We start from the raw sequence: 18,398 nt of genomic DNA, 5'->3' as shown, positions 1-18,398 counted from the left end.
CAAAAGTGCGGTTAGCGTCCCGAACATGAACCGAGGCAACGGCGCCTCACCCCTGCTGGTGATGGCCGACATCGTGAAGCGTTTCCCGGGCGTGCTCGCCCTGGGCGGCGTCGACCTCGACGTGCGACCCGGTGAGGTGCATTGCCTCCTAGGGCAGAACGGCGCGGGCAAGTCGACCCTCATCAAGGTCCTGGCCGGGGTGCACCAGCCCGACGAGGGCACCATCACCTGGAACGGCGAGGAGATCCGGCTCGGCCACCCCCAGGCCGCCATGGACCTCGGTATCGCGACGATCTACCAGGAGCTCGACCTCGTCGAGGGGCTCACCGTCGCCGAGAACATCTTCCTCGGCCACGAGCGGACGCGGTTCGGTTTCTCCCAGCGCCGCCAGACCGCTCGCGAGGCCGCTGCCCTGCTGCGCCGGCTGGGCCACCCGGAGATCTCGCCGTCCACCGAGGTCGGGACCCTCTCGGCCGCCGGCCAGCAGATCGTCAGCATGGCCCGCGCGCTCTCCCACGAGGCCCGGCTCATCATCATGGACGAGCCGTCCGCGGTCCTGGACGGCGGCGAGGTGCAGCGGTTGTTCCACGTCATCCGCGACCTCACCGCCGAGGGTGTGGCCGTCGTCTACATCTCCCACCGGCTCGAGGAGATCCGCACCATCGGCGACCGCGTCACCGTCCTCAAGGACGGCCGCACCGTGGCCACCGGGCTGCCCGCCAAGGAGACGCCCACCTCCGAGGTCATCCGCCTGATGACCGGCCGCTCCATCGAGTACGTCTTCCCACCCCGTCCCGGGGTGCCGGACGCCGAGCCGCTCCTGCGGGTGCAGGGCCTGGGTCGCACCGGAGAGTTCGCCGACGTGAGCTTCGAGGTCAGCCCCGGCGAGGTGCTCGGGCTCGCCGGCCTCGTCGGCGCCGGCCGCTCCGAGATCATCGAGACCGTCTTCGGTGCCCGCAAGGCGCAGGCCGGGACGGTCGAGGTGGACGGGACGCGTCTGCGCAACGGCTCGGTCGGCGCAGCCGTGCAGGCCGGTATCGGGCTGTGCCCCGAGGAGCGCAAGAGCCAGGCACTCCTGCTCGGCGACAGCGTCGCGAGGAACATCAGCATGGCGAGCCTGTCGCGCTTCGCCCGGGGCGGCTTCCTCGACCACGACGCCGAGAACCGCGCCGCCGAGGAGCAGGTCCGCAGCCTCGACGTGCGTCCGGCCGGCATCCACCGCGAGATGCGCACGTTGTCCGGCGGCAACCAGCAGAAGATCGTGCTGGCGCGCTGGCTGCTCCGGGGATGCCGCGTGCTGCTGCTCGACGAACCCACGCGAGGCGTCGACGTCGGGGCCCGCTCCGAGATCTACGCCCTGGTCCGACGCCTGGCCGACTCGGGGGTGGCCGTCGTCGTGGTCTCCAGCGAGATCGAGGAGGTCCTCGGCCTCTCCGACCGCGTCCTGGTCATCGGCGAGGGCAGCGTCCTGCACGAGGGGCCGGCCGACGACATCGACGAACACGCAGTGCTCGACATCATCATGAGAGGAGACGCGGCGTGAGCCTCGACTCGACGACCACCACCCCCGACCCGGCCAGCCAGGGGGCAGCCCGTCAGGAGACTGCCGCCCCGGCGGCGGAGGTCGGGTCCACCGGCCGCCCCGGACCGCTGGGCACCGTGCTCGCCGGCGCTGCCGGCCGCAACCTCGGACTCGTCATCGCCCTGGTGCTCCTGTGCGTCGTCGGCGTCGCGACAGCCGGCGACCGCTTCGCCAGCATCGACAACGCGCTCACGATCCTGCGCCTCGCATCGGTCATCGGCGTGGTCAGCATCGGCATGACGTTCGTCATCAGCGGCGGCGGCATCGACCTGTCCGTGGGCGCCATCGCGGCGCTCGCCTCGGTCTGGGCGACCACGCTCGCCACCCAGTCCATGGCCGCGGACACCCACTGGATCGTCATGGTGTTCACCGCGATCGTCGTGGGCGCGGCCTGTGGACTGGTCAATGGGGCCCTCATCGCCTACGCCCGGATCGCACCGTTCATCGTCACCCTCGCCATGCTCGCCGCCGCGCGAGGTCTGGCCGAGATCATCGCCCAGCGACGAACCCAGATCGTCAGCGACCGCGGCTTCATCGACTTCTTCAACGCCCGCGTTCTCGGTCTCCCGGTCCTGGTGATCATCTTCGCCCTCGTCGCGGTGGCCGGGTGGCTGCTGCTGAACCGCACGACGTTCGGCCGTCGCACCCTGGCGGTCGGCGGCAACCCCGAGGCCGCTCGGCTCGCAGGCATCAAGGTGCAGCGCCAGACGATGTACCTCTACATCCTCCTCGGCGTCGCCTGCGGAATCGCCGCGGTGATGATCATGGCCCGGACGACCACTGGCACCTCGACGCACGGCTCGCTCTGGGAGCTCGATGCCATCGCCGCCGTCGTCATCGGCGGCACGCTCCTCAGCGGTGGGCGGGGCACCATCGTCGGCACCGTCTTCGGCGTCCTGATCTTCAACACGCTGACCAACGTCTTCACGCTCAACAACCTCGACACGTCGACCCAGAACGTGGCCAAGGGACTGATCATCGTCGCCGCGGTGCTGCTGCAGCAACGCGTCGCAGCCCGCCACCGAGCTCCCTGACCGCACCCACCGAGCTCCCTGACCGCGGACAGCGGACCCCCTCGGCACACCACCGGACCCACGCACGCGCCATACGCACCAACGCATCTCGAGCACCACGCCACCCGGCAGCACCACCTCGCCCTGCAAGGAGAACAACGATGTTCCGCACGCGCACCCGTACCGCCTCCCGTCCCCTGAAGACCGTCGCCGCACTCGGCATCGTCGGCCTGTTCGCCGTCGGCTGCACGAGCAACGAGCCCGACACCGAGAACGCCGCGGCCAGCGGACCCGCCAAGGCCGCCAGCGACAACGACGCCCCCGGCGACAAGGTGGTCATCGGGTTCTCCGGACCGGCCGCCGACCACGGCTGGCTCGGTGCCATCAACTCCGCGGCCCAGGCCGAGGCGAAGAAGTACAGCGACGTCGAGTTCAAGGTCGCCGAGGGCACCAACGACGCCAGCCTCCAGATCTCCCAGATCGAGACGTTCATCAACGACAAGGTCGACGCGATCGTCCTGCTGCCGACCGACGGCGCGGCGCTGACCGAGGTCGCCACCAAGGCGATGAACGCCGGCATCCAGGTCGTCAACGTCGACCGCGAGTTCTCCAGCCCGTTCGCCGCCCGCACCACGGTGCTCGGCGACAACTACGGCATGGGCGTCAGCGCCGGCACCTACGCCTGCAAGCTGGTCAAGGACAAGAGCCTGACCAACCCGGTCATCGCCGAGATCGCCGGCATCGACGCGCTGCCGCTCACGCAGGACCGCAGCAAGGGCTTCGCCGACGCGCTCAAGGCGTGCGGCCAGAACGTCGACAACCGCGTGTCCGCCCAGTTCACCCCCGAGTCCGGCGAGAAGGAGGCCTCCAACCTCCTGCAGGCAGCCAAGAAGATCGACATCATCTGGAACCACGACGACGACCAGGGCATCGGCGTCATGCAGGCCTTCGAGAACGCCAACCGCAACGAGTTCGCCTTCATCGGTGGAGCCGGTTCGTCCAACGCCATGCAGTGGATCAAGGAGGGGAAGATGGAGGCCACGGTCATCTACCCGCCGACCCAGGCCGCCGACGGCGTCCGCCTCGCCCGCCTGCTCGTGCAGCAGAAGGGCCTGTCCGACCTGGTCCAGGTCGAGGTCCCGCGCCGCATCGTCCTCAACGCCCCCGTCGTCAACAAGGACAACGTCGAGAAGTACCTGCCGCTGGGCTTCAAGTCCTGACCCAGCACGCACCAGGGACGTGGTGCCCGCCCCCTGCCCCACAGCCGGCGGGCACCACTCCCCACCTCCTCGACACGACCGCGACCCGGCGGAAGGTGCTCCATGTCCTCTGAACCCAGCACGACCGACCGCGCCCCCGAGCGGCGCAGCCTCGGCATCGGCCTGATCGGCTACTCCTTCATGGGCCAGGCCCACTCGCAGGGGTGGCGCAACGCCCGCAGCTTCTTCGACCCGCAGCTCACGCCTCGGCTCGTCGCCCTCGGCGGGCGTGACGCCGGTGCCGCGAATGACATGGCCCGGCGCTTCGACTGGGCCCACGTGGAGACCGACTGGCGTGCGCTCATCACCCGGGACGACGTCGACCTCGTCGACATCTGCACCCCCGGCGACACCCACGCGGAGATCGCCATCGCGGCCCTCGAGGCCGGCAAGCACGTGCTCTGCGAGAAGCCGCTGGCCAACTCCGTCGAGGAGGCCGTGGCCATGGCGCGAGCCGCGGAGTGCGCCCGGGCCAAGGGAGTCCGCTCCATGGTGGGCTTCACCTACCGCCGCGTCCCGGCTGTCGCGTACGCCCGGCAGCTCGTCGAGGAGGGCCTGGTCGGCGAGGTCCGCCACGTCCGGGCGCAGTACCTCCAGGACTGGCTCGTCGACCCCGAGTCGCCGCTTACGTGGCGGCTGCAGAAGGAGCGCGCCGGCTCCGGAGCGCTCGGGGACGTGGGTGCCCACGTCGTCGACCTGACGCAGTTCATCACCGGCGAGCGGCTCACCGGCGTGAGTGCGCTGACCGAGACCTTCGTCAAGGAGCGCCCGCTCCCCGGTGCGGTCCACGGGCTCTCGGCCGAGGTCGGGGAGGGCCGCGGCCAGGTCACCGTCGACGACGCCGCCATCTTCATCGGCCGGTTCAGCGGGGGAGCGCTCGCGACGTTCGAGGCGACCCGCTTCGCGACCGGTCGCAAGAACAGCATCCGCGTGGAGATCAACGGCTCCCACGGCAGCCTGAGCTTCGACTTCGAGGACATGAACGTCCTGCACGTCCACGACGCGACCGCCCCCGGCCCGCGGTCCGGCTTCACCCGCGTCCTGGTCACCGAGGAGACCCACCCGTATGTCGCGGCGTGGTGGCCGCCCGGACACGGACTCGGCTACGAGCACGGCTTCACCCACCAGGCGGCCGACCTGCTCGCCGCCATCGCCGAGGGACGTGACCCCTCACCGTCGTTCGCCGACGGCCTGGGCATCCAGCGGGTGCTCGCCGCCGTCGAGACCAGCGCGGCCAGTGGCGCCGCGTGGACCCCCATCGACCCACCCGAGATCAGCTACTGAGGAAGGAGCTCTCCCGCTCGGCCCGTTCCACCCCCGTGTATCCCCTGTCATTGCAGTGACGAAGGAGCAACATGAACACCGACAACGACGTCAACCCGATCGGCCTCATCAAGGGACTCGGCCTCAACCGCCGACAGTTCCTCGCCGCCACGACGGGCATGGCCGCCGCCGCGGCGACCGCCTCGACGGTCTCCCTCGCCGGCCCCGCCGGGGCAGCGGGCTCGCCCAACGGGCTGCTCATCCCGGCCCCGCGGCGAGGGATCATCCTCTACACGGTGCGCGACGCCATCTCGCGCGACCCGTCGACCTCGCCCTACGCGTCCGGCTTCAAGGCCGTGCTCGAGGAGCTGTCGCGGATCGGCTACCGGCAGATCGAGTTCGCGGGGTTCAACCAGAACGTCAACGCCCCCGGTGGCAACGTGAACTCGGTGGCGGGCGCGCAGCTCCTGCGGACCTGGCTGGACGACAACGGACTCGAGGCCGAGGGCAACCACGGCAGCGTCCCGTCGGTGGTCACGGACACCACGCTGGCTGCGTTCGACGCAGCCTGCGAGGTCGCGAACATCCTCGGCATGGGCCACATCGGCACCGGCAGCGACCCGACGAACAGTGCGTACGTCGCGGACTGGGCGGCCGCCGCGGAGCGCTGGGACCTCCTCGGGGCCCGGGCCGCCACGCACGGTCTGAAGCTCTATACCCACAACCACGACATCGCCTACAGCTTCCTGCTCGACAGCGGACCGCTCGATGCCCAGGGCCGTCCCACGCGGTCCTCCGGCATCCGTCGCCTCGAGTACTTCCTGGCCAACACCGACCCCAAGAACGTCTTCCTCGAGATGGACATCTACTGGGCGCACGTCGCGAAGTACAAGCACACGGCATACACGGCTGCGGACGGGTCGACGGTCACGTCGATCTTCGACCCAGCAGCGGTCGTCGCGGCACAGACCAAGCGCTTCCCGCTGTTCCACGCCAAGGACGGCAAGAGCAACCCGGGCACGGCGAACGGCTACGACATGGTGCCGTTCGGGACCGGCGACATCGACTACGCGACGTTCCTGCGTCGGGTCGGCTCGAAGGGCTCGCACAACCCGATGTGGGAGCAGGACACCGCTCCCGGCGGCACGGCCAACCCCGGTCAGTCGCTCGCGCTCGCGAAGATCAGCTACGACAACATGGCCGCCCTGCGCGGCTGACGACCGACCGGCTCCCGGCCGGGGTGGTGCCGTTGCAGCGGCGCCCCGGCCGGGAACCGGCTTCCGCCCAACTCTCTGCAAGAAGGACGTGGCACGGGATTCTACGGACGTGGACCCACGCCCGACACCGTTTCCACCACCGCTGCGCACCCTGGAGGACCGAATGGCACGACCGATCACCCTCTTCACCGGACAGTGGGCCGACCTGCCCTTCGAGGAGGTCTGCCGCCTCGCTGCGTCGTGGGGGTACGACGGGCTCGAGATCGCCTGCTGGGGTGACCACTTCGAGGTCGATAGGGCCCTGGCGGAGGACGACTACGTCGCTGGGCGCCGCGAGATCCTCGAGCGGCACGGGCTCGGCGTCTGGGCCATCTCCAACCACCTCGTCGGGCAGGCCGTCTGCGACGACCCGATCGACCAGCGGCACCACGACATCCTCCCGGCGTCGGTCTGGGGCGACGGCCACCCCGAGGGGGTCCGCCGGCGCGCAGCCACCCGGATGGCCGACACCGCCCGGGCCGCGGCGAAGCTCGGGGTCGACACCGTCATCGGGTTCACCGGGTCGGCGATCTGGAAGTACGTCGCGATGTTCCCGCCGGTGTCCGCCGAGACGATCGAGGCCGGCTACCAGGACTTCGCCGACCGCTGGAACCCGATCCTCGATGTGTACGACGAGGTCGGCGTGCGGTTCGCCCACGAGGTGCACCCGAGCGAGATCGCCTACGACCACTGGACGACCGTCCGCACCCTCGAGGCGATCGGACACCGTCCGGCGTTCGGGCTCAACTGGGACCCGTCGCACATGGTGTGGCAGGACCTCGACCCGGCCGCGTTCATCTGGGACTTCCAGGACCGGATCTACCACGTCGACTGCAAGGACGTCCGGAAGCGGGTCGGCAACGGCCGCAACGGAAGGTTGTCGTCGCACCTGCCGTGGAACGACCCACGTCGCGGCTGGGACTTCGTGTCCACCGGACACGGCGACGTGCCGTGGGAGGACTGCTTCCGCACGCTCGCGGCGATCGGCTACTCCGGCCCGATCTCGGTCGAGTGGGAGGACGCCGGGATGGACCGGCTCGTCGGGGCGGCCGAGGCGGTGGAGTTCGTGCGGCGGTACGCGTTCGAGCCGCCGGCAGCGGCGTTCGACGCAGCCTTCAGCTCCGGCAAGGAGACTGCCCCGGCCACCGACGGCGGTGCCGGGGACGACGCGACGAAGGGGAGTGACGCATGAGTGACCACGCGGCATACCAACCGGTCCGGGAGGACAAGTTCTCCTTCGGCCTCTGGACGGTCGGCTGGGAGGGTGTCGACGTCTTCGGCGGTGCGGTCCGCCCGCCGCTCGACCCGGCCGAGGCGGTGCACCGGCTGAGCGATCTCGGCGCGTACGGCATCACCTTCCACGACGACGACGTGGTCCCGTTCGGCAGCTCGGCGAGCGAACGGCTGGCCCGCCTCGAGCCGTTCCGCAAGGCGCTCGCCGACACCGGCCTGGCCGTGCCGATGGTGACCACCAACCTGTTCTCCCACCCCGTCTTCCGCGACGGCGGGTTCACCAACAACGACCGCGACGTGCGCCGGTTCGCGATCCGCAAGGTCGCCGACAACATCGACCTCGCCGTCGAGCTGGGCGCGGAGACCTTCGTCGCCTGGGGTGGGCGTGAGGGCGCGGAGTCCGGTGCGGCCAAGGACGTCCGGGCCGCGCTCGACCGCTACAAGGAGGCCTTCGACGTCCTCGGCGAGTACGTCGTGCGCCAGGGCTACGACCTGCGGTTCGCGTTGGAGCCCAAGCCGAACGAGCCGCGCGGCGACATCCTCCTGCCGACCATCGGGCACGCGCTGGCCTTCATCGAGGAGCTCGAGTACTCCGACCTCGTCGGCCTCAACCCCGAGGTCGGTCACGAGGAGATGGCCGGGCTCAACTACGCACACGGGATCGCCCAGGCGCTCTGGCACGGCAAGCTCTTCCACCTCGACCTCAACGGCCAGCACGGCCCGCGGTTCGACCAGGACCTGCGGTTCGGTGCCGGCAACGCCCGGGGTGCGTTCTGGACCGTCGACACGGTCGAGACCGGTGGCTACGACGGGCCGCGGCACTTCGACTTCAAGCCGCCGCGCACCGAGGACATGGACGGCGTGTGGGCCTCTGCGGCCGGCTGCATGCGCAACTACCTCATCCTGCGGGACAAGTCGCGGGCCTTCCGCGCGGACCCCGAGGTGCAGGCGGCGCTGCACGCGGCGCGCGTGGACGAGCTGTCCGTGGCGACCCTGGCCGCGGGGGAGCACGTGGAGTCCCTGCGCGACGACACCTTCGACCCCGAGGAGGCCGGGCGGCGCGGCATGGCGTTCGAGCACCTCGACCAGCTGGCCCTGGAGCACCTCTACGGCGTGCGCTAGGGCCGCACCCGCCTGCTCGCCCCTGCGCGCGGGGGTGAGCAGGCGGCGTACCCGCCCGGGTTGGTGGCCGGCCGCGACCAGTGGGCGACACACCGCGACCCTCCGCGGTACCTCGCGTGCTCGACGTCCGGAGACGCGGCGCCGGTGTGTCGCCGACTGGTCGGGCAAGCGGGGCAAGGAGGTATGGCGCGGGGTGAGCAGGCGGCATACCCGTGTCGCGACGGGGTCAGGAAGCGGGTCGGTCCTTGCCCTCAACGTCCTTGCCGTCGATGCCCGTGGCCTCCGGCCACGACCAGTGGGCGACACACCGTGGCCCTCCGCGGTACCTCGCGTGCTCGACGTCCGGAGACGCGGCGCCGGTGTGTCGCCAACTGGTCGGGCAAGCGGGGGCTGGGAGGTATGGCGCGAGGGTGAGCAGGCGGCCTGCCAGCCCGGGTTGGTGGCCGGCCGCGACCGGCGGACGATCAGCTCGCAGTCTGTGCGTCACGTGGCGTGCTCAGCCGGCGCCTTTGCACGCCGAACTGATCGTCGGCCGGTTGGGCAAGCGGGGGAGGGAGGTATGGCGCGGGGGTGAGCAGGCGGCGTACCTGCCCGGGTTGGTGGCCGGCCGCGACCAGTGGGCGACACACCGCGACCCTCCGCGGCGCCTCGCGTGCTCGACGTCCGGAGCCACTGCGCCGGTGGGTCGCCGACTGGTCGGGCAAGCGGGGCAGGGAGGTATGGCGCGGGGTGAGCAGGCGGCATACCCGTCTCGCGACGGGTCAGGAAGCGGGTCGGTCCTTGCCCTGAACGTCCTTGCCGTCGACGTCCGTGGCCTCCGGCTCGGGTGCGGCGGACTCGTCAGCGGGCTCGTCGGTAGCGGGCTTCGCAGAGGTGCCGCGGATCGCGGCAGCCAGGTCGGCGGCGGCCGACGGCGAGGCGGACGCGGCCTCGAGGTTGGCCTTCTGCACCTCGAGGTAGACCTCCTGCCGGTGCACCTTGACGTGGGAGGGGGCGTCGATGCCGATGCGGACCTTGTCGCCGCTGACCTCCAGCACCGTGATGACGATGTCGTGACCGATGCGGAAGCTCTCCTGCGGGCGGCGACTGAGCACGAGCACGTCCCGGCTCCTTCCCTGGCCCTTCCTGGGCCATGGTCGACGGCTGTGTGCGGCGGGTCAGCGACCCGCGGCGGCAGCCACGAGAGGAGCCCGCAGCGGGAAGTCCTGCCCGCTGAGGACGACCTGCTCGGCCGCGCCGGTACGTGTGTTCACCACGACCGGAGCGAAGAGGTTGCCGTACGCCGCACTGATGTCAGCCCCCACAGTAACGATGACCAGCACCAGGGCGTCATCTGGATCGCTGAGGTCCAACCGCTGGGCGGTCACGTCGTCGAGGACGGGGTGGTAGTCGGGGAAGAAGAAGCCGGCCACCGCGGTGACGAAGGTGGGCCCGTCGCCATCGAGGGGCGCGAGCTCGAAGACCCCGCCGTCGCCGCCGATCACGCTGTAGTGCTCGGTGCCGGGGAACCCGACCAGACCCTCGTCGAGCCGGATCGTGGCCAGCTCGGTCGCCTGGGGTCGGGGTGCGGTGGTCATCGTCGTCATCATGCCCTCAGGAGCTCTGGTCGAACAGGCGGCGGGTGGGGTCGTGCTCGGGGGTGCCCGACGCGCTGTACGTCGAGGAGGTGTGCGGTCCGGAGAACTGGGCGAGCACGTCCTCGACGGCGCGGGCGCCGCTCGCGAGGAGGTCGCGGTTGGCCAGCGCGGCCTGGGTCAGGTCGCTGGTGGCCTCGAGCAGGGCGTGGCGGTGCTCGCCGATGACGTGGTCCCAGGGCGCCGGAGCAGCGGCCGCGATCTCGCCGAGCGAGGCGTCGTCAGGAAGCATGAGGGCCTGGGCGGCCGGCGCGGTCTCGATGGCGCGCATCAGCTCGGCGGTGCGGATCTCCGCGAGGAGCTGGTCGACCTCACGGGTCGAGCGGGCGATCCAGGTGGCGCGACCGGTCTCGACGAGGGCACGCTGCACCTCGACGCGGTACGCAAGCAGCTCGAGGAGGTCCCGGACCCGCCACAGGGACTCCGAGAGCTCGGCGCAGGCCATCGCGGCCATGTCGTTGTCGACCTTCATCACGGCCCTCCCATCGACCGGCCCGCCGTGGATGTGAGCATTTCGGCGAACTTTCACCCGCGTCACACCTGCCGCCCCACCTGCCGCCCCACCTGCGGCCTGGCTGCGGCCTGGCTGCCGCCGCGCCTGCCGCCGCGGGTGTCGACGAGGCCCTCTGGGGCGTCGGAATTCCGTCACGTGGAACTTCTTGACCAACGCCTTACCTGACGTGTCATCCATTCGGATGAGTTCGGTCATCCGAAAAGTTGCGTAGGCCGCTCACGGCTAGAACCGCCCGTGTCGCACCAGCATTGTCTTCCCCGTGACTGTTACTGGATTGCGTCAGCCGAGCTCGCCGCAGGTGGATGCCGACAGCCTGTGCCGTGCGCACTTGGCCATCGTTCACTACGAGGTGCGTTCGTTGAGCGTGCGACTTCCCTCGCACGTCACCCTCGACGACCTGACCTCGGCCGGCATGGGCGCCCTGGCCGCCGCCGCGCAGTCCTTCGACCCCGAGCGCGGGGTCCCCTTCGGTCGCTACGCCGCCCGCCGCATCAAGGGCGCCCTCCTGGACGAGCTCCGTTCGCTCGACTGGGCCTCGCGCAGCCTGCGGGCCAAGGCCCGCGAGCGGGAGGCCGCCCGCGACGCGCTCACCACAGCCCTGCGCCGCGAGCCCGACGAGCGCGAGCTGGCCACCCACCTGGGCGTCAGCCTCGACGAGGTCCGTGAGGTGGGCCGCGACCTGCACCAGTCGGTCGTCCTTCGCCTCGACGCCCTCGTCGACGCCGGCGCCGACGCGATGCTCCCGCGCCACAGCCAGACCCCCGAGGCCGTCGTCGTCGAGCGGGAGCGCGAGAGCTACCTCGCGGCCGCCGTCGAGTCCCTGCCCGAGCGCCTGAAGGTCGTCATCCGCGCCACGTTCTTCGAGGACCGCCCGCTCAAGGAGGTCGCCGACGAGCTCGGTGTCACCGAGTCGCGCATCTCCCAGATCCGCACCGAGGCGCTCAAGATGCTCAAGGACGGCATGAACGCCAACCTCGACCCCGACCAGCTGCCCTCCATGGAGGACGGGCTCGTCGCCCGGCGCCGCGCGGCGTACTACGCCGAGATCGCCGGCCGCGCCAGCCACCGCCAGCGCCAGACCATGCAGGCCGCCCACCAGGGCGGGCGCATCGACGGCCGCATCGACCGGTTCGCCGCCGGTCACTAGCAGCACCCCGCACCACCCCAGAACCTGCCGGGAAAAATTCTCGGCAAAACCTCAGGGACACCAGCCACCAGCCGATGAGGCTGGTGTCGGTCCACTGAGGAGCGACAAACGGGCTCGTCACGGATGACGGCCCGCGACCCCATTCAAGGAAGAGGAAACCATCATGGGTCTTCAGATCAACACCAACGTTTCGGCCATGAACGCCTACCGGAACCTCAGCTCCACCCAGAACGCGATGTCCACCAGCCTCGAGCGCCTGTCCTCCGGCCTGCGCATCAACAAGGCTGCGGACGACGCCGCCGGCCTGGCGATCAGCGAGAAGCTGCGCGCCCAGTCCAACGGTCTCAACCAGGCTGTGTCCAACGCGCAGGACGGCATCAGCCTCATCCAGACCGCTGAAGGTGCCCTCAACGAGACGCACTCCATCCTGCAGCGCATGCGCACCCTCGCTGTCCAGTCCGCCAACGACACGAACAGCGTCTCGGACCGCGAGGCCATCCAGAAGGAGGTCACGCAGCTCAGCGCGGAGCTCAACAAGATCTCCGAGCGCACGCAGTTCAACGGCCAGAACCTGCTCGACGGATCGTTCACCGGCAAGAGCCTCCAGCTCGGAGCCAACTCCGGTCAGAACCTGTCAGTCACCATCTCCGGGACCAGCACGGCCTCGCTGAGCCTGTCCGGTGCTGACAAGGCGAGCTCGGTCACGGGCGCGGTGGGCACCATCTCCGGTGGCACCGCCGTCAAGGGTCAGTTCACCGTCGACAGCTCCAACAAGGTGCTGGACACCGCAGGCAACGCCGTCGGTGTGTACGACAACACCGCCAAGACCGCGACGTTCTCGGCTGCCAACGGCGGTGCGGTCGTCACGTTCGACAAGACGGTGCTCAGTGGAAGCACGGGATCGTTCTCCGTCACCTCCGCGATCGACGTCACGACCCAGTCTGGTGCGAACACGGCGCTGAGCACGATCGACGCCGCGATCACCACGGTCTCCGGCCAGCGCGCCGACCTCGGTGCGATCCAGAACCGTCTGCAGCACACGATCAACAGCCTCAGCGTCGCCGCTGAGAACGCTTCGGCTGCCGAGTCCCGCATCCGCGACACCGACATGGCCAAGGAGATGACGTCCTTCACCCGGTCGCAGATCCTGCAGCAGGCCGGCGTCTCGATGCTCGCCCAGGCGAACTCCGCTCCGCAGTCCGTCCTCAAGCTGCTCGGCTGAGTCCGTGACGTGGCCCGGAGCCGGGGGAGACCTCGGCTCCGGGCCCACGTACCAGCGCTACTGGCGATAGGAAGGAGGCGCAGCCGTGGCCTCGATCGACGGACTCGTCTCCGGACTGAACACGACCCAGATCATCACCCAGCTGATGGCGGTGGAGCGCCTCTCGGGCAACCCGCTGCTCAAGGGCAAGAGCGAGAGCCAGACCATGGCGGCCGTGCTCCAGGGACTGAATGCCACCCTGACCGGCCTCCAGGCCGCGGTAAAGGTGTTCATCCCCGACACCATCACCAAGGCGTCGGCGTGGACCTCGGCCACCGCGACCTCCTCGCTCCCGGGCCTGGCCACCACCTCGGTCGGCCCGAACGCGCTGCCCGGCACCGCCACCTTCACGGTGCGCAGCGTCGCCACCGCCGGCGCGTCCGTCACCAGCGGCTCGGTCGGTTCGCTGACCACCGCAGTGACCGACGGCCCCCTCCTGCTCGGCAAGGGCACCGCGGCCCTCGGTATGGCGTCGATCGCCTCCGGTCCCCAGCTCGCCAAGGGCGCGCACACCCTGGCGGTCACGCAGTCCTCGGCCGGTGCGTCCCTCACGGGGGCACCGCTCGGCAACAGCATCACGGTCGACGCCGGGTCGGCCACCCTCTCGGTCGAGGTGGACGGCACCCCCACGTCCATCACGCTGACACAGGGCACCTACACGCGTGACCAGCTCGCGGCCGAGGTCGGCCGCGCCTCGGGCGGGACCCTGACCGCCTCCGCCGGTCCCGACGGTGCCCTGCGCCTGGCGACGACCCGGGAGGGTTCGGCCGCCACCCTGCGCCTCACGGCGGCCAACACCGCGCTCGGTCTCTCCGACACCGGCACGACGGCCGCGGGCACCGACGCGGTCGTGAGCCTCGACGGGGTGGCCACCACGGTCGCGAGCCTGACGCGCGGCAACCAGGTCACCCTCCCCGGTGCGAACGGCGACAGCCTGGTCTTCACCCTCTCCGGCGGTCTGCGGGCGGGGGCGGCCACCGCCACCGTGGTGGAGGTGGGCGCCGGGTCGTCGCTGGCCCAGGTCGTCTCCTCGATCAACGGGGCGGGCGCGGGCGTGCGGGCGACAGCGGTGCAGGTCTCGGCCAACGCCTACCGCCTCCAGCTCACCTCCATGTCGACGGGGTCCAGCTCCGACGTGTCGCTCGGCCAGGGGGCCTTTCCCCCCGGACTCTCGGGCCTCGGCGGCACCGTCGAGCTCCAGGCCGGTGCCGACACGCTCCTGCGTGTCGGCACCGGACCTGGCGCCTTCGACGTCACGTCGTCCACGACCGCCGTCTCGGGGCTTCTCCCGGGAGTGACGATCACGGCGGCCAAGGCAGATCCGACCACACCGGTCACGGTGACCGTCACCTCGGATGCCGAGGGCATCGCCACCAAGATGGACGCCTTGGTGACCGCGGCGAACGCCGCGCTGGGTTACATCGCCGACAAGTCCGCCTACAACGCCGACACCAAGACTGCCGGAGTCCTCCTGGGGGACTCCATGCCGCGAGACCTCGTGCGGCGCCTCGCCGACTCCGTCATCGGCACGTCGACGGATCTGCCGGCGAAGGCCGGGGTCCAGGTCGGTCGTGACGGCAAGATCTCGTTCGACAAGGCCGTCTTCCTGGCGGCCTATATGAAGGACCCCGCAGCGGTGGAGAAGACCATGACCGGGATGGCCACTCGTCTGGGCGACACGGCCAAGGCGGCCGCCGACCCCACCGACGGCTACGTCACCGGCCAGATCAAGCTCGAGCAGGACAAGGTCAAGGACTACACCGACCGCATCGCCAGCTTCGAGAACCGCATGACCCTTCGGCAACAGACCCTGCAGCGCCAGTACTCCGCGCTCGAGACCATGCTCGGCAGCCTCAAGGCGCAGGGCGAGTGGCTCTCCGGCCAGCTGGCGGCGCTGCCGACCATCAACAGTGGAAAGAACTAGGAGATCCCTACCGTGACCACTTCCGCGATGCTGCGGCGGCGCTACAACGGCGACGCAGTCACCACCGCTTCCCCCAACCGGCTCGTCGTCATGCTCTACGACCGCCTGCTCAAGGACCTCAACACCGCGTTCGGTGCCGTGAGCCAGGGTGACGTCGAGGTGGCGCACCGCAACCTGCTGCACGCCCAGGACATCGTGACCGAGCTGTCCAGCTCGCTCGACCTGAGCATGTGGCCCGAGGGCGCCCAGCTCAAGGCCCTCTACGACTACCTCACCGAGCGCCTCGTGCAGGCCAACGTCAGCAAGGACGCGTCCCTGGTGGCCGAGGCCCTCGAGATCGTCGAGCCGCTGCGCGACGCGTTCGCCGAGGCAGCCCTGGCGCCGGACCTGTCATGAGTGCCGACTCCTGGGCCGTGCGGTGGGTGGTGGTCCTCGCCCAGCTCGAGACCGCCGTCACCGAGGGCGAGCGCCTCGTCGAGCAGGGTCGCGTCGAGGAGTTCCGGGCGATCCCGGTGCCCGTCGTCGGCGGTGCCCTGCCGCCCGAGCTCGCCGACCGGGCCAGGAACCTGCAGGACCGCATGGCGGCCCTGACCACCCGCGTCGTCGAGGCGCTGGCCACGACCCGCCGCGACCTCGAGCTCGCCGCCTCCGAGCTCGCCGAGCGAACCGACCGCCCCGAGCGTGCCGAGCGTCCTGTCCGACGCCAGTGGCAGCCGGCCTACGTGGATGCGAGGGCCTGATGTCCGGCTTCTCCAGTCTGGGCCTCGGAGCCCGTGCCCTCCAGGCCGCCCAGCGCGGTCTCGAGCTCTCCGGCCAGAACATCAGCAACATCAACACCCCCGGCTACTCCCGCCAGCGGCTCGACCAGGTCGCTGCGGGAGGTTCTGCCGTCCCCGCGATGTGGTCGCAGTCCCAGGCCTACGGCGACGGCGTGCTGGTGCGCGGCACCGAGCGCATCCGCGACGAGTTCCTCGAGGCTCGTGCGCAGCAGGTACGGGGCAGCGCCTCGACGCTGACCTCCGCCGCGGCGACCCTGCGCTCGGTCGAGGGCATCTTCGGCGAGCCCAGCGACACCGGCCTCCAGGCGCAGATGGCGTCGTTCTGGAGCTCGTGGTCCGACGTGGCGAACGACCCGACGAGCACCGCACCACGAACCCAGCTCCTCGAGGAGTCCGCCCAGCTCGCGGCCTCGTTCCAGCGCACCAGCCAGCAGCTCGGCCAGCAGTGGTCCGGCACGCGTGAGGCGCTCGTCGCCACCGTGTCCGAGGTGAACCGCACGGCGACCGACGTGGCCCGCCTCAACGACGCGATCCGCAGCGCCAAGGTCTCCGGTGCCTCCACCAGCGAGCTGTCCGACCAGCGCGACCAGCTCGTCCTGCAGCTCGGCGAGAGCGTCGGCGCCGTCGGTCGGTTGAACGACGACGGCACCGTGACGGTCACCGTGGGCGGCACCCAGCTCGTGAGCGGCTCGCGCACCAGCGAGCTGCGCGTCGGCGGCCCGACCGTCCCCGGGGGCAGCGCACCGGTCACCGTGACCTGGGCGAGCAGCGGCACGCCGGCCTCGGTCAGCGGTGGCGAGGTCCACGGCATGACCACGGCGCTCAACACGACGATCCCGGGCTACACGGCCTCGCTCGACGCGATCGCCGCCAAGCTCGCGAGCACGGTGAACGCCCAGCAGGCAGCGGGCTACGACCGCACCGGTGCTGCCGGGAAACCGTTCTTCAGCGGCACCACCGCTGCCACCCTCGCGGTCTCGCTCACGGGCACCAACGGCATCGCCGCCTCGAAGTCGCCGCCCCCGGCCTACGACGGTGACAACGCGTCCGCCATGGCGGCGCACCTCACCGACAAGGCAGGCCCGGACGCGAGCTACCGCAACCTCATCGTCGAGCTCGGCGTGCAGTCGCAGAGCGCGAGCCGCCAGGCCGACGTCCAAGGAGTCATGCTCCGCCAGGTCGACTCGGCCCGCCTCGGTGTCTCCAGCGTCAGCCTCGACGAGGAGATGACCAACCTCATGTCCTACCAGCACGCCTACGAGGCGGCCGCCCGCTTCGTCAGCGTCATCGACAGCACGATGGATTCCCTCATGAACATGGCCCGCTGACCGATAGGGCTATTGACAGCACCGCACCTTCGCCGCTCGCACCTCGCGACCGGCACCTGACCACCCGTCCGACCACGGCCGCCGCCGACGACCACGAGCACCGGAGCCCGAGATGACCCGCGTCACCCCCGCCACGTTGAACAGTGGTGTGATGGCCGGGCTGCAGAGCAGCCTGAGCCGGCTGCAGCAGACCCAGGAGCAGCTCTCCTCCGGTCGCCGCCTCAGCCGGCCCTCGGACTCGCCCGTGGACACCGTGGCCGCGATGCAGCTCCGCGCGGAGCGCAAGCAGGCCGACCAGCTCTCGCGGAACATCGACGACGGCATGGCCTGGCTCAACACCAGCGACCAGGCCCTGAGCCAGACGAGCACGGTCCTCAACCGGGTCCGCACCCTGGTGCTCGCCGGCGCCAACAGCACCAACGGACCAGAGGAGAGGCGCGCCATGGCCGCAGAGGTCGACCAGCTCCGCGAGGCCGTCCTCGGGATCGCGAACACGCAGTACCTCGGTCGCCCGGTCTTCGCCGGCACCCAGGACACCGCCGTGGCCTTCGACCCGACGACCGGCGCCTACGCGGGCAACACCCAGACGGTGAAGCGCACGGTCTCCCCGGACGCCGCCTCGGGCACGCTCGCCGTCAGCGTCACGGGCGACCAGGCCTTCACGACGCTCCTGGCCGACCCGGCCGCCCCCTCGGGCCAGGGACTGCTCGCCCGGATCAGCAGCGCCCTGCGCAGCGGTGACCTCAGCGCCCTCGGCACCTCGCTCACCCAGCTCGACCGCGCCTCCGAGGCCGTGCGCTCGACCCAGACGACGGTCGGTGCGCGGACCAACCGCCTCCTGGCCACGCAGGCCGGTGGCGAGGTGCGTGCCGACGCCGTCGCCGCCAAGCTCGCCTCCGTCGAGGGCATCGACCTCGCCAAGACGATCACCGACCTCACCCTCCAGCAGACCGCGTACCAGGCAGCGCTCGGTGCCGCGGCCAAGGTCGTGCAGCCGTCGCTGATGGACTTCCTGCGCTGACCGTATGGCGCGGGGCTGCTGCCCCGTCCACGGCACCCTTGGGCACCCGCACCTCGCGGCTC

General features: G+C 70.6%; 17 protein-coding genes. 14 read left to right on the top strand and 3 right to left on the bottom strand.

All coding sequences use genetic code 11. The features are described 5' to 3' along the window. Positions 1 to 25 precede the first annotated feature (25 nt). The 7 genes from ABD286_RS09350 (at position 26) to xylA (ending at position 8,728) form a co-directional block, all read left to right on the top strand. Positions 26 to 1,543, top strand: coding sequence for a sugar ABC transporter ATP-binding protein (locus ABD286_RS09350; RefSeq protein WP_344192474.1), 1,518 nt, complete (start codon positions 26 to 28; stop codon positions 1,541 to 1,543). Continuing rightward, a complete protein-coding gene (locus ABD286_RS09345) occupies positions 1,540 to 2,616 on the top strand; it encodes an ABC transporter permease (protein WP_425565329.1) in 1,077 nt (358 codons plus the stop codon). The genes ABD286_RS09350 and ABD286_RS09345 overlap by 4 nt, the downstream gene beginning before the upstream one ends. Positions 2,617 to 2,756: 140 nt before the next feature. Next, positions 2,757 to 3,815 (top strand): substrate-binding domain-containing protein, encoded by a 1,059-nt coding sequence (locus ABD286_RS09340; RefSeq protein ID WP_344192472.1) that lies wholly within the window; start codon positions 2,757 to 2,759, stop codon positions 3,813 to 3,815. A 102-nt stretch (positions 3,816 to 3,917) separates the two neighbouring features. Then, on the top strand, positions 3,918 to 5,138 hold the full coding sequence (locus ABD286_RS09335; RefSeq protein ID WP_344192470.1) for a Gfo/Idh/MocA family protein: 1,221 nt from the start codon (positions 3,918 to 3,920) through the stop codon (positions 5,136 to 5,138). 71 nt (positions 5,139 to 5,209) lie between these two features. Then, positions 5,210 to 6,334 (top strand): sugar phosphate isomerase/epimerase family protein, encoded by a 1,125-nt coding sequence (locus ABD286_RS09330; RefSeq protein WP_344192468.1) that lies wholly within the window; start codon positions 5,210 to 5,212, stop codon positions 6,332 to 6,334. Between the two features lie 163 nt (positions 6,335 to 6,497). Beyond that, positions 6,498 to 7,565 (top strand): sugar phosphate isomerase/epimerase family protein, encoded by a 1,068-nt coding sequence (locus ABD286_RS09325; RefSeq protein WP_344192466.1) that lies wholly within the window; start codon positions 6,498 to 6,500, stop codon positions 7,563 to 7,565. Continuing rightward, positions 7,562 to 8,728 (top strand): xylose isomerase, encoded by a 1,167-nt coding sequence (xylA, locus tag ABD286_RS09320; protein WP_344192463.1) that lies wholly within the window; start codon positions 7,562 to 7,564, stop codon positions 8,726 to 8,728. The genes ABD286_RS09325 and xylA overlap by 4 nt, the downstream gene beginning before the upstream one ends. Positions 8,729 to 9,489: 761 nt before the next feature. Here the strand turns inward: xylA and csrA are convergent. The 3 genes from csrA to flgN are packed head-to-tail and all read right to left on the bottom strand — an operon-like array spanning position 9,490 to position 10,834. Continuing rightward, positions 9,490 to 9,828 carry a carbon storage regulator CsrA gene (gene csrA / locus ABD286_RS09315; protein ID WP_344192461.1) on the bottom strand — a complete coding sequence of 113 codons (339 nt, stop codon included), beginning with the start codon at positions 9,826 to 9,828 and terminating at the stop codon, positions 9,490 to 9,492. Positions 9,829 to 9,885: 57 nt separating this feature from the next. Beyond that, positions 9,886 to 10,305, bottom strand: a complete 420-nt coding sequence (gene fliW / locus ABD286_RS09310; RefSeq protein ID WP_344192459.1) for a flagellar assembly protein FliW — start codon at positions 10,303 to 10,305, stop codon at positions 9,886 to 9,888. A 16-nt stretch (positions 10,306 to 10,321) separates the two neighbouring features. Continuing rightward, positions 10,322 to 10,834 carry a flagellar export chaperone FlgN gene (flgN, locus tag ABD286_RS09305; RefSeq protein ID WP_344192456.1) on the bottom strand — a complete coding sequence of 171 codons (513 nt, stop codon included), beginning with the start codon at positions 10,832 to 10,834 and terminating at the stop codon, positions 10,322 to 10,324. Between the two features lie 301 nt (positions 10,835 to 11,135). Here flgN and ABD286_RS09300 point away from each other — a divergent pair, with 301 nt between their 5' ends. From ABD286_RS09300 to flgL, 7 genes are all read left to right on the top strand, one after another. Beyond that, positions 11,136 to 12,023, top strand: a complete 888-nt coding sequence (locus ABD286_RS09300; RefSeq protein WP_344192454.1) for a sigma-70 family RNA polymerase sigma factor — start codon at positions 11,136 to 11,138, stop codon at positions 12,021 to 12,023. Between the two features lie 163 nt (positions 12,024 to 12,186). After that, complete coding sequence (locus ABD286_RS09295; RefSeq protein WP_344192451.1) at positions 12,187 to 13,245, top strand: flagellin N-terminal helical domain-containing protein; 1,059 nt, start codon at positions 12,187 to 12,189, stop codon at positions 13,243 to 13,245. 85 nt (positions 13,246 to 13,330) lie between these two features. Then, positions 13,331 to 15,208, top strand: a complete 1,878-nt coding sequence (gene fliD / locus ABD286_RS09290) for a flagellar filament capping protein FliD (RefSeq protein ID WP_344192449.1) — start codon at positions 13,331 to 13,333, stop codon at positions 15,206 to 15,208. Positions 15,209 to 15,220: 12 nt separating this feature from the next. After that, positions 15,221 to 15,604 carry a flagellar export chaperone FliS gene (gene fliS / locus ABD286_RS09285; protein WP_344192447.1) on the top strand — a complete coding sequence of 128 codons (384 nt, stop codon included), beginning with the start codon at positions 15,221 to 15,223 and terminating at the stop codon, positions 15,602 to 15,604. Then, on the top strand, positions 15,601 to 15,948 hold the full coding sequence (locus ABD286_RS09280; RefSeq protein WP_344192445.1) for a hypothetical protein: 348 nt from the start codon (positions 15,601 to 15,603) through the stop codon (positions 15,946 to 15,948). The genes fliS and ABD286_RS09280 overlap by 4 nt, the downstream gene beginning before the upstream one ends. Continuing rightward, positions 15,948 to 17,315 carry a flagellar hook-associated protein FlgK gene (gene flgK / locus ABD286_RS09275; protein WP_344192443.1) on the top strand — a complete coding sequence of 456 codons (1,368 nt, stop codon included), beginning with the start codon at positions 15,948 to 15,950 and terminating at the stop codon, positions 17,313 to 17,315. The genes ABD286_RS09280 and flgK overlap by 1 nt, the downstream gene beginning before the upstream one ends. Before the next feature lie 112 nt (positions 17,316 to 17,427). Continuing rightward, positions 17,428 to 18,336 (top strand): flagellar hook-associated protein FlgL, encoded by a 909-nt coding sequence (flgL, locus tag ABD286_RS09270; RefSeq protein WP_344192442.1) that lies wholly within the window; start codon positions 17,428 to 17,430, stop codon positions 18,334 to 18,336. The last annotated feature ends 62 nt before the right edge of the window (positions 18,337 to 18,398 follow it).

Origin of the sequence: Pedococcus aerophilus, assembly GCF_039532215.1 — a bacterium.
Taxonomy (GTDB): domain Bacteria; phylum Actinomycetota; class Actinomycetes; order Actinomycetales; family Dermatophilaceae; genus Pedococcus; species Pedococcus aerophilus.
Note: the sequence above shows the minus strand (reverse complement) of the source record. Positions and strands in the feature narration are given on the sequence as shown.